The following is a 14,585-nucleotide window of genomic DNA, read 5'->3' as shown; positions in this document are numbered from 1 at the left end:
TCATGGGCGGCGGGTCTGTTCGGCCAGCGTCGCCGTCGCCCGGTCGAGCAGGTCGCAGAGTGCCGCGTGCTCGCTGGGGCTGAAGGCGTCGGACAGTTGCCGTTCCAGGACGTTGACCTCCTGGTAGGCCCGGTCGAGCAGGGTGTCGCCCGCCGCGGTGAGGCGGGCGATCAGCACTTTCGCGTGCACCGGGGAGGGGTCGCGGCTGATCAGGTCCTTGCTCTGGATGGTGGTCAGGACGGAGGCCATGCTCTGCTGGGTGACACCGCAGGCGCGGGCGAGCTGGGCGCCGGACATGCCGTCCTCGCGGGAGAGGGCGAGCAGCACGGTGTACTGCGTCATCGTCAGGCCGTAGCCGCGCAGGACGGCCTCGTGGTGCGCCATCAGGGCCTGTTCCGCCCGGCGGATGCGGGTGCACAGGTACTCCTCGACGGGGGCGTCGGTCATCGCGGGTGCACCTTTCACATCTCACTCAGTTGACTCAGGTATCTGATACTGATTCACTCGGCCACGGCCGAGGAGTCTCAGGATACTGAGTCAACGCAAGGAGCTGTGCGCATGAGGGCTGTCGTGCTGGACACCGCGGTGGACGGGGACGGGCGGTACCGGGTGGACGAGGTGGCCGAGCCGGTGCCGGGGCCCGGCGAGGTCGCGATACGTGTCGCTTACGCGGGGGTGCAGTGGGGTGACGTGCTGGTGCGCGGCGGGCATCTGCCGCTGCCGGGGCCGGGCGTACCCGGCTTCGAGGCCGCGGGGCGGATCGTCGCGGTCGGCGAGGGGGTCGCGCGCGGGCGGGTCGGGGAGGAGGTTGTCGCCCTCGTCGACGGCGGGGCCTGCGCGGAGGTCGTCCTCGCGCCCGAAGCGCTGGCGCTGGGCATCGGGCCGGCGTCGCTGCGGGACGCCGCCGGGCCGGGGTGGGCCGGGCCCACCGCGTACGACCTGGTCGAGGAGGTCGGGCGGGTGCGGGAGGGGGACCGGGTGCTCGTGCACGCGGCGGCGGGCGGGGTCGGGACGCTCGCCGTGCAGTTCGCCCGTGCGGCCGGGGCGGCGGAGGTCGTGGGCGTCGCCGGCAGCCCTGAGCGGGCGGCTTACGCCGAGGGCTTCGGCTACGACCGGGTCGTCACCCGGGACGAGTTTCCCGCCGTGCTCGGTGACGACCGCTTCGACGTCGTCCTCGACCCGGTCGGGGGTGCCACCCGGACGGCGAACGTGGCGCTCCTCGCTCCGCACGGGCGGCTGGCGGTCTACGGCAACCTCGCGGCCTACGACCCGGTCGAGATCTCGGCAGATGATCTGCTCATGCAGGGGCTGTCCGTACTGGCCTACAACAGCGCCCTGTTGAGCCGGACTCATCCCGCCCGGCTCGCCGCGAGCGCCCGGCGGGTGCTCGGCCTTCTCGCGGCCGGCCGCATCCGGGTCGGCCTCGGGTCCGAGCTTCCGCTCGACGGTGTCGGTGACGCTGTCTCCCGCCTGGCCGCCGGCGCGGCGTCCCCGGGCAAGACCTTGCTCCGCGTCTCCTGAGCCCCCGGGGCGCAGGGGCAGGTCAGGACAGGTGGCGAACGCTCTGCCGGAGGACCGTGTGGGTGCCCAGGAGGTGGCGGGACTGGGTGGTGCTGCGGGCGGCGCCGGGGTGGGCGGGTTCCTCGGCCAGGGCGAAGCGGACGGCTTCCCGGCCCAGTTCGTAGGCCGGGATGTTGACCGTGGTCAGCGGGGGGTTGAGGTCCTGGGCGAGGGCGTCGTTGTTGTAGCCGACGACGGAGATGTCGTCCGGCGTCCGCAGCCCGTACTCCCGCATGGCGGCCATCGCCCCGGCGGCCGCCTGGTCGTCGCCGGCGAAGACGGCGGTGAAGGCGGGGTGGCCGTCGCAGTCGGCGAGGATCTGGAGCATGGCGGCGTAACCGTGGGCGCGGCCGAGGCCGACGCCGCCGATGCGCTCCGCGGTGGGGGGCAGGCCGTGGTCGGCGAGGGCGCGGCGGTAGCCGGCGATGCGCGGTTCGACGGTGGTGTGGCCCGGCATGGTGCCCAGGTAGAGGATGTCGCGGTGGCCGGCGGAGAGCAGGTGGCTGACGACGGCGTAGGCGCCGGCCTCGTTGTCGTACTCGACGACCAGGACCGGCATGTCGGCGCTGGGCGCGGGCCGGCCGCACAGGACGAGGCGGGAGCCGGCGGCGGCCAGCCCGTGGGCGTATTCGGTGAGCCGGGCCTGGTAGCGCTCGTCCTCGACGGCGCCGCCGACCAGGACGACGAATTCGGAGCGCTGCTCGCGCATCATCTGGACCAGGGCGAGTTCGCGGGCCTCGTCGCCGCCGTGGCTGCAGACCATGCACAGCCGGCCGCGGGCGGCGGCCTCCTGCTCGACGCCCTGGGCGACGGTGGCGTAGAAGGCGCTGTCCACCGAGGAGACGATGACGGCGACCGTCTTGGGGCCGGTGCCGGCCAGTGCCCGGGCGCGGCCGTCGATGACGTAGTCGAGGTCCTTGACGGCCCGCAGCACTTTGGCGCGGGCCGCGGCGGATGTCGGGTAGTTGCCGGCCAGCACCCGCGAGACCGTGGCGACCGAGACGCCGGCCCGGTCCGCGACGTCGCGGATGGTGACGCGGCGGGCGCTGCCGCCGATCGTGCCGGGCCCGACCGTGCCCGGCCCTGGTGAAGTCTCCGCCATCCCCGCCATCCGATGTCCCCGGCGTGCCGGTCTCCGTTGCGACCGCGCCGCCGCCCAGCGTAATGGGCCTGGTGCGGCGGCGCGGGGTCAGTACATGTCAGTGGTTCGAGGCGTAGTCCTTGGCATAGTCCTCGGCGATCTTGTCCAGCCCCAGATTGCGCATCTTCTTGACGGTGTCGTCCCAGGCGCTGAGCGGTTTGCGGCCGGCGACGATGGAGCCGACGGTGTCGGTGCGCAGAGTGTCGATGGACGCGCCGACCCGGCTGTTGGTCGCGGACTGCAGGCCGAAACGGGGGTTGCGCACCAGCATCGGGGCGATCTTGAGCTGCCAGGCGTGGTTGCGCTGGACGACGTCCGGGCGGCCGGGCAGGTAGAGGACCTGCGGGGCGTCGCACAGGTACTTGATGGGCAGCTGCACCGGGTTCTCGACCAGGCCGAGCTGGGTGGGGATGGGCGAGCCGTTCGCGTCCCGGGTGAAGTGCGTGCCCTCGACGCCGAAGTGGTTGAGCTCGTACTCCTTGGTGCCGAAGGGCGCCGCCAGGTAGTCGAGCACCCGCAGGATGAGCTTGACGCGGTCGGGCGTGGTCTTCTTCAGCACGGTGTACCCCCAGGCGCCCTTGGCCCGCTGCATGCCGGGCTTGGCCCCGTTGGCCGGCTTGTACGGGACGGCCGCGTCGAGGACGAAGGCGTCCTTGATGCTGGGGACGGAGGTGCTGAGCGCGCCGAAGCCGTCGACCATCGAGGCGACGGTGCCGTTGTAGAAGTAGGTCTTGGTGTCGACGGTGGAGGTGCCGAGCACGTTGGGGTTGTAGAGGCCGGCCTGCCGCAGCTTGGACATGAACTCCAGGGCGGCGCGGTACTCGTCGGTGGTGTACGCGCTGACGAAGGAGCCGCCGTCGAGCTTCCACTCCTGGGGCGCGCCGAAGGCCATGGTGTGCATGGTCTCGCCGAACAGCAGCGGGGCGGACGAGCCGAGCCCGTACTTCTTGCCATGGGTGGCGTTCTTGGCGACGGCCACGAAGTCGTCGGAGGTCCAGCCGTCCTTCATGCCGGCCGCGGTGAAGACGTCGTTGTTGATCCACAGGCAGTTGCCGGGCGCGGAGCGCTGGACGGGGATGCCGAAGATGCGGCCGCCGATGTGGCCCATGTCCTGCCAGACGTACGTCGGCAGGTTCGCCAGGTTCGGGTACGCCTTGACGGCGTCGCCCGAGACGTAGGCGGACAGGTCGACGCACTTGGAGGCCACGAAGTCGGCCTCGCGGGGCAGGGTGTGGCCGCCGCCGAAGTTGATCACGTCGGGCAGGTCGTTGCCCGCCATCATGGTGGCCATCTTGGTCATGTAGTCGGCGTCGGGTACGACGGTGAACTCGATGTTCACCCCGAGCGCCTCGTTGACGGCCGCCCAGAACTTGTTCTGTGCGGCCGCCTTGGGCGGGGTGCCGTAGGTGATCGCCATCACCTTGATCGTCTCGCCCTTGCCCGGCTTGTCGTGGACCGCGCTGACCAGGTTCTTCGGGTACGACAGGTAGCCGGGCTGTATGCCGTCTGCGGTGCCCGGCAGGTCGGGGGCGGGGCCGGCGAAGGGGACGTACGCCGGCCAGGGGGCGAGCTTCTTCCCCGCGTTGCCCACGTCGTGCGAGGCCGACGAGGTCGAGCAGGCGGTGAGGACGGACGGGGCGGCCACGGCGGCGCCACCTGCGGCGATCGAGCGCAGCAGCGTACGCCGCGAGAACGACGAGGTACTCACGGTGGATCCTTTCTGAGGGGTGGTTGCCAGGCCGGGTCTGACAGATCCCGCCTGGCCCGCGGTGTCTGGCACGGCCTAGCTCTTGACGGCGCCGGTGAGCACGCCCTTGGCGAAGTACTTCTGCAGGAAGGGGTAGACCAGCAGGATCGGCACGGTGGCCACCACGAGCACCGCCATCTGGATCGTCTGCGGCGCGGCCACCGCGCTGGCGTCGCCCGCGGCGGAGTCGGCGAGCTGCGAGCCCCCGATGACGTAGGTGCGCAGCACCTGCTGGAGCGGCCAGTGGCTGGAGTCGAGGTAGATCGAGGCGTAGAACCAGGCGTTCCAGTACGAGACCGCGTAGAACAGCCCGACGACCGCGAGCGCCGCCTTGGACAGCGGCAGCACGATCCGGCGCAGGATCAGCCACTCGCCGGCGCCGTCGAGACGGGCCGCCTCGTACAGCTCCTCGGGGACCGACTGGAAGAAGCCGCGCAGCACCACCAGGTTGAAGACGTTGATCAGGACCGGGGCGACCAGCGAGCCGTAGCTGTCGAGCAGGTGCAGGCCCTTGACCAGCAGGAAGGCGGGGATCATGCCGGGCGGGAAGAGGAAGGTGAACAGGATCAGCAGCAGGATCGGCTTGCCGCCGAAGACGTCGCGGCGGCTGAGGGCGTAGGCCAGGCCGATGGTGCAGGCCAGGCTCGCCGCGGTGCCGATGACCGTGACGCCGGCGCTGACCCACAGGGCGTGGGTGACGATGCCGCCGTCGAAGAGCTCGCGGTAGGCGCGCAGGGTGGGGTGCTGCGGCCACAGCACCCAGCCGCCGTTGGCGACGACCTCGGCGTTGGAGGCGAGGCTGGTCGAGACGATGATCAGGAACGGGACGGTGACCAGCACGACGACCGCGGCCAGTGCGACCGCCTTGGCCACCTGGGTGGCGGGTCTCGGCTGCTCGACCCACGCGGGCCGGGCGGAGCCGCGCCGTGCGGGCTTGCGCGGGTCGGTTCGCGGCCGGCGGAGGCTCGGTGCGGCGCTGCTCATCGGTAGACCCCCTGCTCGCCGAGGCGGTGTGCGACCTTGTTGGCGGCGAAGACGAGTGCGGCGCCCACGACGCCCTTGAACAGGCCGGCCGCGGCGGCGTATCCGTAGTCGCCGCCGACCAGGCCCTTGTAGTAGACGAAGGTGTCGATGACCTCGGCCGCGTCCGGGCCGACCGAGGCGCGCTGCAGCAGCATCTGCTCGAAGCCGACGGACAGGATGTCGCCGAGCCGCATGATCAGCAGCAGCACGATGATCGGCCGCACCGAAGGCAGCGTGATGTGCCAGAACCGCCGCCACGGCCCGGCGCCGTCTATCGCGGCGGCTTCGTACTGCTGCTCGTCGACCTGGGTGAGCGCGGCCAGGAAGATGATCGTGCCCCAGCCGCAGTCCTTCCAGATCACCTCGGCGATGACCAGCGGCTTGAACGCCGTGGGGTTGCCGATGATGTTCACGGTGTGCAGATGGGCGTCGCCCAGCACGTTGTTGAGCAGGCCGGTCTCGCCGAGCACCTGCTGGAAGACCGCGACCACGATCACCCAGGACAGGAAGTGCGGCAGGTACGCCACCGACTGCACGAACCTGCGGACGCTGTCCCTGGTCAGGCTGTGCAGCAGCATCGCCAGCGCGATCGGCACCGGGAAGAAGAAGACCAGCTGGAGCAGGGCGATCCAGACGGTGTTGACGACCGCGGACCAGAAGTCCGGGTCGCCGAACATCGTCCGGAAGTTGTCCAGGCCCACCCACTGGCTGGCCCACAGTCCGTCGAAGGGGACGTAGTCCTTGAACGCGATGACGTTGCCCGCCAGCGCGCCGTAGTGGAAGACCAGGAAGTACGCCACGCCGGGCGCCATGAGCGCCAGCAGCACCCAGTCCCTGCGCAGCCGTCCGAGGCGCGCGCCGCGCCTCTTCCGTCCGGCCCGTCCGTCTGCACCGGACGCACCCGCCGCCCCTGTGCGGCCGGTGGTGTCCCGTTCGGCAATCGCCATCGCGTCCTCCTCGACGCCTAAGGTGGGGGGAAACTAAACCGGTTACTACGACACGGTCAACCCCTTGCGCATCGAAGACGTTGACCCGTGGCGGGGCCACGCTTAATCTGAGCGCATCACGAAGTAACCGATTACACCCGAGGGGCAGACATGGCGGAGCGGCCGAATCTGGTGCTGGCGATGCGGCAGGACATCCTCGACCTGGTCCTTCCGGCACCGCTGCGCGCCCGGCTCGACACGCTGGCCGACGTCCATCCGCTGCTCGTCACCGACCCGGACGAACCGGCGGCCGGCGAGGCGCTCGCCACCGCGGACATCCTGCTGACCGGGTGGGGCGCGCCCGAGGTCGACGCCGCCCTGCTGGCCCGCGCGCCCCGGCTCGGCGCGGTCATCCACGCGGCAGGCACCGTCAAGCACCATGTGCACGCGGAGGTGTGGGAGCGGGGGATCGCCGTGTCGTCGGCCGCCGACGCCAACGCCGGGCCGGTGGTGGACTTCACCATGGCCACGGTGGTCCTCGCCGCACGGCGCACCCTCGGCGCCGCCGCCGACTACCGGCGCGGGCGGCTGCCCGGCTACCCCGAACGGCGGGGCGCGGACGGCGCCGTCGTCGGCGTCATCGGCGCGTCACGCATCGGCCGCGGCGTCATCGCCCGGCTGCTCGCCGCCGACTCCGGCTTCCGCGTCCTGCTCGCCGACCCGTACGTCCCGGCGGAGGACGCCGCGGCCCTCGGAGTGCGGCTGGTCGACCTCGACGAGCTGTGCGCCGCCTCCGACATCGTCACCGTCCACGCCCCCGACCTGCCGGAGACCCGGCACCTGCTCGACGCCCGGCGGATCGGCCTGCTGCGGGACGGGGCGGCCGTCATCAACACCGCCCGGGGCCGGCTGGTCGACACGGAGGCGCTGGCACTGGCCTGCGCGGACGGGCGCCTCGACGCCTACCTCGACGTGACCGAACCCGAACCACTGCCGGTGGACCACGTGCTCCACACCCTGCCGAACGTGCTGCTCACCCCGCACATCGCCGGGTGCCAGGGATCGGAGGTCCAGCGCCTCGGCGCATACGCGGTGGACGAGGTCGAGCGGTTCGCGAAGGGCGAGCCGCTGCGCGGCGCGGTGCGGGCGGTTGATCTCGCGCGGATCGCCTAGAGCGGCGGGCGGCCTAGGCGAGGCGGATGGCGTCGGGGATCGACGGGGGGAGCGGGGCCGTGGCGTCGTCGCCGAGGGCCAGGCGGAGGTCGGCGTGCTGCCAGACGGGGGTCTGCCAGCGGGCCAGGGCCTGTTCGGGGGAGCGCAGGACGGCCAGGGTGGGGAGGCCGGCGGCGGTGCCCGCGGTGAGCAGGGCCGGCAGGTCCGGGTCGGGCGCGAGGGCGGCGACGTCGTCGAGGACGAAGGTCAGTGGTGGGTCGAGCCGGCCGGCGGATGACCCTGCGGCCATGCGCCGGCCGTGCTCGACCACGCTGGAGACGAGTGCGGTGAGCAGCGGCATCGCACCCAGGTGGGTGCGCGGGTCCTCGATCCGCTCGCCCACCACGTAAAGCGTTCCCCTTTCCGCGCCCCATGACTCCAGGTCGAGGCCTCCGGTACGCGCCGGATTGCACGCGTCGCGGATGTGCACGGAATTCAGCGGCTCCAGCGTCTGCCGGATCAACGCCTGCGCGGCGTCCCGCCGTTCGGGGTGGGCGTGCAGGACCGACTCCAGCTCGCCGCTCCAGCCGGAGGCGGCGGCGGTGTCGGTGCGCAGGATGCGTACGGCGTCGGCCGCCGCGGCGCCGCCCGCCGCCCAGCGGTGGACCTGCCGGAAGGGGCGGCCGTCCACGGCGGCGGCGTGCAGCCAGCAGCGCAGCAGCGTCACCGCGGTGGTGTGCACGATGGCCTCGTCGGCCCGCGCGGGACGCAGCGCCGCCAGCAGCGCCGCCAGCAGCGCCGCCGCGCGTACTCCGGCGGTGCCGGGGCGCTCGCAGCCGCCGTGCGGCGCCCAGCGCAGCCGGCCGGGCACGTCGAGCAGGTGCGCCGGGTCGTAGACGTGCACGGGGCCCAGCTTGCTGCGGTTGCCGACGGTCTGGTGGTACGTGTCCGGGTCGGCCGTGGTGACCAGCGCCGGGCCCGCCGCGGCCAGGACCGCTGGCTGCACGACCCGCTTGGCCTGGTCGCCGCGCGGTCCGGCGAACAGGACGTAGGTGCGGGTGACCTCGCCGCCGTCGAGGACGCTTGGCCGCGGCTCGCGGACGGCCGGGGCCGTCGCGCCGACCGCGGGCAGTTCCGCGGTGACGGGATCGGCGCCCCGCGGCGGCGCGGCCCGGGGCACCGAGCGGAACCAGGCGTCCAGACCGTCCCCGTCGCCCTTGTCCCGCCCGCCGTGCGGGGTGCCGGGCTGCTCGCCGCGCACGGTGCGGCGGCCCCTGCGCCGCGGTGCGGGCACCGCCGAGGGCGCGGGCGCCGGCGCCGGCGCGGTCTGCGGGCGGCGCTGGTCGCGGGTGCGCAGCCGCGAAACGACGTTCAGCACCCACACGACGAGCGTGAACAGCACCATGAACTGCCCGATGAAGATGCCCCAGAACAGGCCCGCTCCGGGCAGCCCGCCGGGCTTCGCGTCGGGCCAGGCCGCCGGGACGTCGTGCGGCCGCCCGATCAGCGCGCGCATCGCCTTGGGGGTGCGGGTGAAGTGCACGTCGCCCGGCCACGACCCGTGCGAGAGCAGCGCCGCGATGCCGGTCGCCGTCCACACCAGCAGCGTGACGCCCAGCAGGAACCCGATGACGCCGACGATCAGCCCGTCCGGCAGACCGCCGGTCTGCTCGCGTTTCTGCGCCGCCATCTCACGCCACCGCGTCGTCGGCCATTTGCTTGGCGAGCGCGATCTGCGCGGCGGCATGGGCCTCCGCGCGGGCTTCTGCCTCGGCTTCCGCCTCCGCCTCCGCCGCGATGCCGGCCGCGTGCTGCACGGAGGTCTCGGTCATGGCGCGGTCGGTGAAGACCAGCGGGCGTTCCGACTCGGTGATCAGGTGCTTGACCACCTGCACGTTGCCGTTGACGTCCCATACGGCGATACCGGGGGTCAGCGTCGGGATGATCTCCACTGCCCACCGCGGCAGCCCGAGCACCCGCCCGGTGGCGCGCGCCTCGTCGGCCTTCTGGGCGTAGATGGTCCGGGTCGAGGCCATCTTCAGGATCGCTGCCGCCTCCTTCGCCGCGGCCCCGTCGACCACGTCGGACAGGTGGTGGACGACGGCGACGAAGGACAGGCCGAGGCGGCGGCCGAACTTCAGCAGCCGCTGGAACAGCTGTGCCACGAAGGGCGAGTTGATGATGTGCCAGGCCTCCTCGACCAGGAAGATGCGCTTCTTCCGGTCGGGGCGGATCCAGGTGTGCTCCAGCCACACCCCGACGATCGCCATCAGGATCGGCATCGCGATGGAGTTGCGGTCGATGCGCGACAGGTCGAAGACGATCAGCGGCGAGTCCAGGTCGATGCCGACGCTGGTCGGCCCGTCGAACATGCCGCGCAGGTCGCCGTCGACCAGCCGGTCGAGCACCAGGGCCACGTCGAGGCCCCAAGCGCGGACGTCGTCCAGATCGACGTTCATCGCCTCGGCGGACTCCGGCATCGGGTGCCGCAGCCGGTCCACGATGTCGGTGAGGATCGGCTGGCGGTCCGTCACCGTCTCGGCCACGTAGGCGTGCGCGACCTTCAGGGCGAAGCCGGACCGCTCGTCCAGGCCGCGGCCCATGGCCACCTCGATGATGGTGCGCAGCAGCGCCAGCTGGCCGGTCACGGTGATCGCCGGGTCCAGCGGGTTGAGCTTGATCCCGCCGTCCAGGGCCGCCATCGGGTCCAGCCGGATCGGGGTCAGGCCCATCGCCCGGGCGATCAGGTTCCACTCGCCGACGCCGTCCTCGCCCTGCGCGTCGAGCACCACCACCTGCCGGTCGCGGAAGCGCAGCTGGCGCAGGACGTAGGTCTTCTCCAGCGCCGACTTGCCGTTGCCGGACTCGCCGAGCACCAGCCAGTGCGGGGCGGGCAGCTGCTGGCCGTAGAGCTGGAAGGGGTCGTAGATGTAGCCCTTCCCGGAGTAGACCTCGCGGCCGATGATCACCCCGGAGTCGCCGAGGCCGGGCGCCGCGGTGGGCAGGTAGACCGCCTGCGCCTGTCCGGTGGAGGTGCGCACCGGCAGCCGGGTCGACTCGACCCGGCCGAACAGGAAGCTGGTGAACGCGTCGGTGAGCGCCGCAAGAGGGTCCAGCATGGGCATGGCGGTGGCCTCTCCTCGGATGGCGGTCCTGGCGGACCTAGCGGCGGATGCCGGTCGCGAACGGCAACGTGTTGACGAATGCCCTGTGGTGCTCACGATCGCACCACTCGAGCTTCAAATACGACTTACCAGCGGAAGCACGGATGGTGCGCTTGTCGCGCGCCAGCGCTTCCGCGGAGCGCGAGGACACCGTGATGTACCCCACCAGGTTCACCCCCGCGGCACCGCTGGCCAGATCCTCGCCGCGCTGGTCGATCCGGCCGTGGTGGGCGATGTCCCGCGGGTCCACCACCCGGTTCATCTTCGCGGCCCGGCTGGCCTCGGCGTCGTCGTTGGTCTTCTCGGTGAGCATCCGCTCGATCGCCACGTCGGTCGGTTCGAGGTCCATCGTCACCGCGACCGTACGGATCACGTCCGGGGTGTGCACCAGTAGCGGCGCCAGGAAGTTCACCCCGACCGGCGTCATCGGCCACTCCTTGATCCAGGCCGTGGAGTGGTGCCAGGGCGCCCTGGTCATCGACTCGCGCGTCTTGGCCTGCAGGAACGTCGGCTCGGTCGCGTCCAGTTCGGCCGGCCAGGCGTTGCGCCTGGTCATCGCCTGGATGTGGTCGATGGGGTGGTCGGGGTCGTACATCGAGTGCACCAGCGACGACAGCCGTGCCTGGCCCAGCGGCTGCCTGACCCGGATGTCGGCCTCGGCGAGGCGGGCGCAGATGTCGTTGAGCTCGCGGGCCATCACCGCGGCGAGGCCGGCGTCCTTGTCGACCTTGGTGCCGCGCACCGACGTGGCGCGGGCCATGGCGTTGCCCTCGGCGGCCAGTTCGCGGGTGAAGTGCATGCACGCCACCAGATACGCCCGGTGCTGCTCCGACGACGTCGAGACCATCGACTGCAGCTGCTCGTAGGACTCCTTCAGCCACCGGTCGGCGTCCGGGTCGCCGCGCTGGGCGACGTCCTTGGCGTGCGCGTCGGGGTCGGCGGGCAGCGTACGGGCCAGCATCTGCAGCCGGGTGACGAAGCCGTCGCCGTTGGCCACGTGCTTGAGCAGGGTGCCGAACCGCTCCACCAGGGCTTCCTGGTCCTCGCTGTCGCGCAGCCCCACGCCGGGGCCCTCGATCTCGATGGCCGCGGTCACCGTACGGCGGTCCACGTGCAGCAGCACGGCGATCTCGTCGGGCCCGAAGGGCGCGGCGAGCCAGCTGATCCGCCCGATCCCCGGCGGCGGCCCCACCTCGATCTCCCGCCCGTCCATCGTGGTGCCCGCCTCCTGCACCGTGGAGCGGTAGGTCGGCGAGACCCGCAGCGTACGGCGGTAGGTGCGGTTGATCTCGAACCAGCGGTAGAACGTGCGCCGCCGGTACGGCAGGAAGACCGCGGCCAGCGCGAGCACCGGCCAGCCGACCAGGCCGATGATCCGCAGCAGCAGGATCGGGACCAGCAGACCGTTGAGCATGCCGAGCCCGGCGCCGAGCACGATCAGTACGATCTCGCCGGTCTCGCGGTTCTTGCCCACGATCGCGTTGGGCCGTGCCTTGCCGATCAGATAGGTACGACGCGGCTGGGCGAAGGGCTGGGTCGTCACCCGCGATCACCTCCCTGCGTGCCGTTGTTCGATCCCTGGTTCGGCCGGAAGGGCGACCCGAAGCCGCCGCTGCCCTGGCCGCCGCTCGGCCGCGGCGGCGGTGCGGCCGCGGCGCCGCCCTGCCCGCTGCCGCGGGAGCTGTGCGCGGCCATGCCGCCCGCCACCGCGTTCGACGGCTGCGGGCCGCCACCCTGGGCCTGCTCCTGCGGGCCGCCGCGGGCGCTGTGCGTCTTGATGCCCTGCTTGACCAGCGCGGCGGGCGAGGAGATGACTGCGGCGGCCTGGCTCTGGCCGCTGGCCTTGCGGTTGTTGCGCAGACTGACCACGTCGTCGCCGAAGCCCGGTACGAAGCGGTAGATCATGAAGCTCGCGAAGATCGCCAGCAGGATGATGGCCAGGCCCGAGACGACCGCGGAGAAGGCGTCGGGTCCGTCGTCGGAGGAGGACAGCGCGCCGGCCAGGCCCAGCACGATCACGATCACCGGTTTCACCAGGATCACCGCGATCATGATGCCGGCCCAGCGCCTGACGTGGTGCCACATGTTCTTGTCCACCAGGCCCGCGTAGACCGCGGTGCCCAGCAGGGCGCCCACGTACAGCAGCGCCGCCCTGATCACCAGCTCCAGCCACAGCACGCCGGCGGCCAGCACCGAGACCATCGAGACCACGATCAGCATGATCGGGCCGCCGCCGATGTCGGTGCCCTTGGTCAGGGCGCCGGAGAAGGAGCCGAAGAAGACATCGGTGTCGGACTTCGTGCCCGAGGACACCACGTCGGTGACCGCGTCGGTCGCCGAGACCACGGTGTAGAGGATCAGCGGGGTGAAGGCCGACGCGAGCACGGTCAGCCACAGGAAGCCGACCGCCTCGGTCAGCGCCTCGGTCATCGGCGCCCCGCGTACCGCCCGCTTGGCGACGGCCAGCAGCCACAGGATCAGTGTCAGGATCGTGGACGCGGCGAAGACCACGGCGTATTGCCGCAGGAAGGCGGTGTTGGTGAAGTCCACCTGCGTCGTCTTCGTCACCGCGGCCGACAGCTTGTCGATCGTCCACGCGGCCGCGCTGGCACAGCCCTTGGCGAGCGAGGTGAGCGGATCGAGGCTGTCGGTGGGGTTGGTGCCCTTGACGGGGGCACCGGAGTCGCCCTTGGTGCAGTAGTCCTTGGCGGCGCCGATGAGGCCGTCGCAGGGGTTGTGGGTGGGCGCGGCCGCGGAGGGCGGCGCCGAGGGCGGTCCCGGTGCTGCCAGCGCCACCTGCGCGGGCAGCGTGAGGGCCGCCGCGGTGAGGACGGTCAGCGCGGCGGGCACGGACCATCGGCGGGAGCCGGCGGGGCGGCGGCGGGCCGGGTCCTGACGTCGGGTGCGGCTGCTACCTGGCATACGTGAACCCTCCGTAGTCCCGGACCGCGCCGGCGATTTCGTCGGCGGAGGCGGCCTGGTTGTCGGCGGCGACCGGGGCCGGGCCTTCCTTCTGGGTGGAGGACCGGATCTTCCAGTCACCGCCCGACCAGACCAGCTTCTCGGTGATGGTGAACCAGGCGGTGCTCACCGGCTTGGTGGAGCCGGAGCCGGCCAGTCCGACCAGGTCGGTGCACCACACCTCGACGGTCTTCGCGTCGGCGGAGCCGGATCCTGTGGTGTCCGCGGTGACCTTGGTGCCGACCGGCACGGTGCGGGAGACGAAGGTGAAGCCGGCCGGGGCGGTGCCCGCGGCGGTGAGGCCGAGGCTCCTCAGGGCCGGGCCGCCGTAGGCCTGGTCCAGGTCGGCCTGCAGGCCGGCGCTGACGGCGGGGTCGTAGATGGAGCTGACGATGCGGTGCCTTCGGGTCACGTCGAACATGTCCGTGGAGCCCAGCGCCACCGCGTAGTTGGCCGCCGCGGACTGGGCGCCCTGCTCGGTGTGGGCGAAGCCGGCCGGGATGCCCGCGCCGCTCTTGCCGTCGACGGGCTTCTGGCCGGTCGGCGCGGTGGGCGCGGCGTCGGAGCCGCGGGTGCCGGTGGAGCCGCCGGCCGCGCTGCCGGTGCCGCCGGTCGTGCCGGCGGCCGACGGGTGGTCGCCGCGGTTGGCGAAGGCGAGGGCGGCGATCAGCAGGACCACGATGCCCACCACCGTGACCAGGGCGCGCCGGGGCTGCGGGCGGCGGGTGCCGCCGCCGTGGGTCGTGTGACCCTCGGGCATCCGGGTCCTGGTCGGGGGTCCGTCCTGGCCGAGACTCATCGCGCGGCCGCCCCTCGGGGCGCCGCGGGCGCGCGGGAGGGCCGCGTCGGGCGGACGGCTCCGCTGCTTGGTCGAGTGGGCATCAGCACGCAGCCTCGGGTGGGAAGGTGGA

The 14,585-nt window shown here is 72.3% G+C and carries 12 protein-coding genes; 2 read left to right on the top strand and 10 right to left on the bottom strand.

Annotated features, from left to right (window positions below; genetic code table 11):
• Positions 1 to 447, bottom strand: coding sequence for a MarR family winged helix-turn-helix transcriptional regulator (locus tag OG702_RS16120; protein WP_327289582.1), 447 nt, complete (start codon positions 445 to 447; stop codon positions 1 to 3).
• 111 nt (positions 448 to 558) lie between these two features.
• On the opposite strand from OG702_RS16120, the gene OG702_RS16115 reads away from it, so the two are divergent.
• Entirely contained in the window at positions 559 to 1,521 is a 963-nt protein-coding gene (locus OG702_RS16115; RefSeq protein ID WP_327289581.1) for a quinone oxidoreductase family protein, read from the top strand.
• A 22-nt stretch (positions 1,522 to 1,543) separates the two neighbouring features.
• Here the strand turns inward: OG702_RS16115 and OG702_RS16110 are convergent, their stop codons facing one another.
• The 4 genes from OG702_RS16110 to OG702_RS16095 all read right to left on the bottom strand — a co-directional run bounded on the left by OG702_RS16110 (position 1,544) and on the right by OG702_RS16095 (position 6,283).
• Positions 1,544 to 2,662: a LacI family DNA-binding transcriptional regulator gene (locus OG702_RS16110; RefSeq protein WP_327289580.1), complete on the bottom strand. Its 1,119-nt coding sequence runs from the start codon at positions 2,660 to 2,662 to the stop codon at positions 1,544 to 1,546.
• Positions 2,663 to 2,759: 97 nt separating this feature from the next.
• Positions 2,760 to 4,409, bottom strand: coding sequence for an extracellular solute-binding protein (locus OG702_RS16105; RefSeq protein ID WP_327289579.1), 1,650 nt, complete (start codon positions 4,407 to 4,409; stop codon positions 2,760 to 2,762).
• Positions 4,410 to 4,484: 75 nt separating this feature from the next.
• The gene (locus OG702_RS16100) at positions 4,485 to 5,432 is read right to left on the bottom strand and encodes a carbohydrate ABC transporter permease (protein WP_327289578.1); all 948 of its coding nucleotides are present in this window, start codon (positions 5,430 to 5,432) and stop codon (positions 4,485 to 4,487) included.
• A complete protein-coding gene (locus tag OG702_RS16095; protein WP_327293246.1) occupies positions 5,429 to 6,283 on the bottom strand; it encodes an ABC transporter permease in 855 nt (284 codons plus the stop codon). Before OG702_RS16095 ends, OG702_RS16100 begins: the two co-directional genes overlap by 4 nt.
• 285 nt (positions 6,284 to 6,568) lie before the next feature.
• On the opposite strand from OG702_RS16095, the gene OG702_RS16090 reads away from it, so the two are divergent.
• Entirely contained in the window at positions 6,569 to 7,570 is a 1,002-nt protein-coding gene (locus OG702_RS16090) for a hydroxyacid dehydrogenase (protein ID WP_327289577.1), read from the top strand.
• 13 nt (positions 7,571 to 7,583) lie between these two features.
• Here the strand turns inward: OG702_RS16090 and OG702_RS16085 are convergent, their stop codons facing one another.
• From OG702_RS16085 to OG702_RS16065, 5 genes are read right to left on the bottom strand one after another with little or no spacing between them, the layout of a single operon-like run.
• Positions 7,584 to 9,239 (bottom strand): type IV secretory system conjugative DNA transfer family protein, encoded by a 1,656-nt coding sequence (locus OG702_RS16085; protein WP_327289576.1) that lies wholly within the window; start codon positions 9,237 to 9,239, stop codon positions 7,584 to 7,586.
• A gap of 1 nt (position 9,240) precedes the next feature.
• Positions 9,241 to 10,668, bottom strand: a complete 1,428-nt coding sequence (locus OG702_RS16080; protein ID WP_327293245.1) for an ATP-binding protein — start codon at positions 10,666 to 10,668, stop codon at positions 9,241 to 9,243.
• A 43-nt stretch (positions 10,669 to 10,711) separates the two neighbouring features.
• Positions 10,712 to 12,256, bottom strand: coding sequence for an SCO6880 family protein (locus OG702_RS16075; RefSeq protein ID WP_327289575.1), 1,545 nt, complete (start codon positions 12,254 to 12,256; stop codon positions 10,712 to 10,714).
• Positions 12,253 to 13,635: a hypothetical protein gene (locus OG702_RS16070; RefSeq protein WP_327289574.1), complete on the bottom strand. Its 1,383-nt coding sequence runs from the start codon at positions 13,633 to 13,635 to the stop codon at positions 12,253 to 12,255. The genes OG702_RS16075 and OG702_RS16070 overlap by 4 nt, the downstream gene beginning before the upstream one ends.
• Positions 13,625 to 14,473 (bottom strand): hypothetical protein, encoded by an 849-nt coding sequence (locus tag OG702_RS16065; RefSeq protein WP_327289573.1) that lies wholly within the window; start codon positions 14,471 to 14,473, stop codon positions 13,625 to 13,627. Before OG702_RS16065 ends, OG702_RS16070 begins: the two co-directional genes overlap by 11 nt.
• Between the last annotated feature and the right edge of the window lie 112 nt (positions 14,474 to 14,585).

Source organism: Streptomyces sp. NBC_01198 (assembly GCF_036010485.1).
GTDB lineage: Bacteria > Actinomycetota > Actinomycetes > Streptomycetales > Streptomycetaceae > Actinacidiphila.
This window is presented reverse-complemented; position numbering and strand designations above follow the sequence as displayed.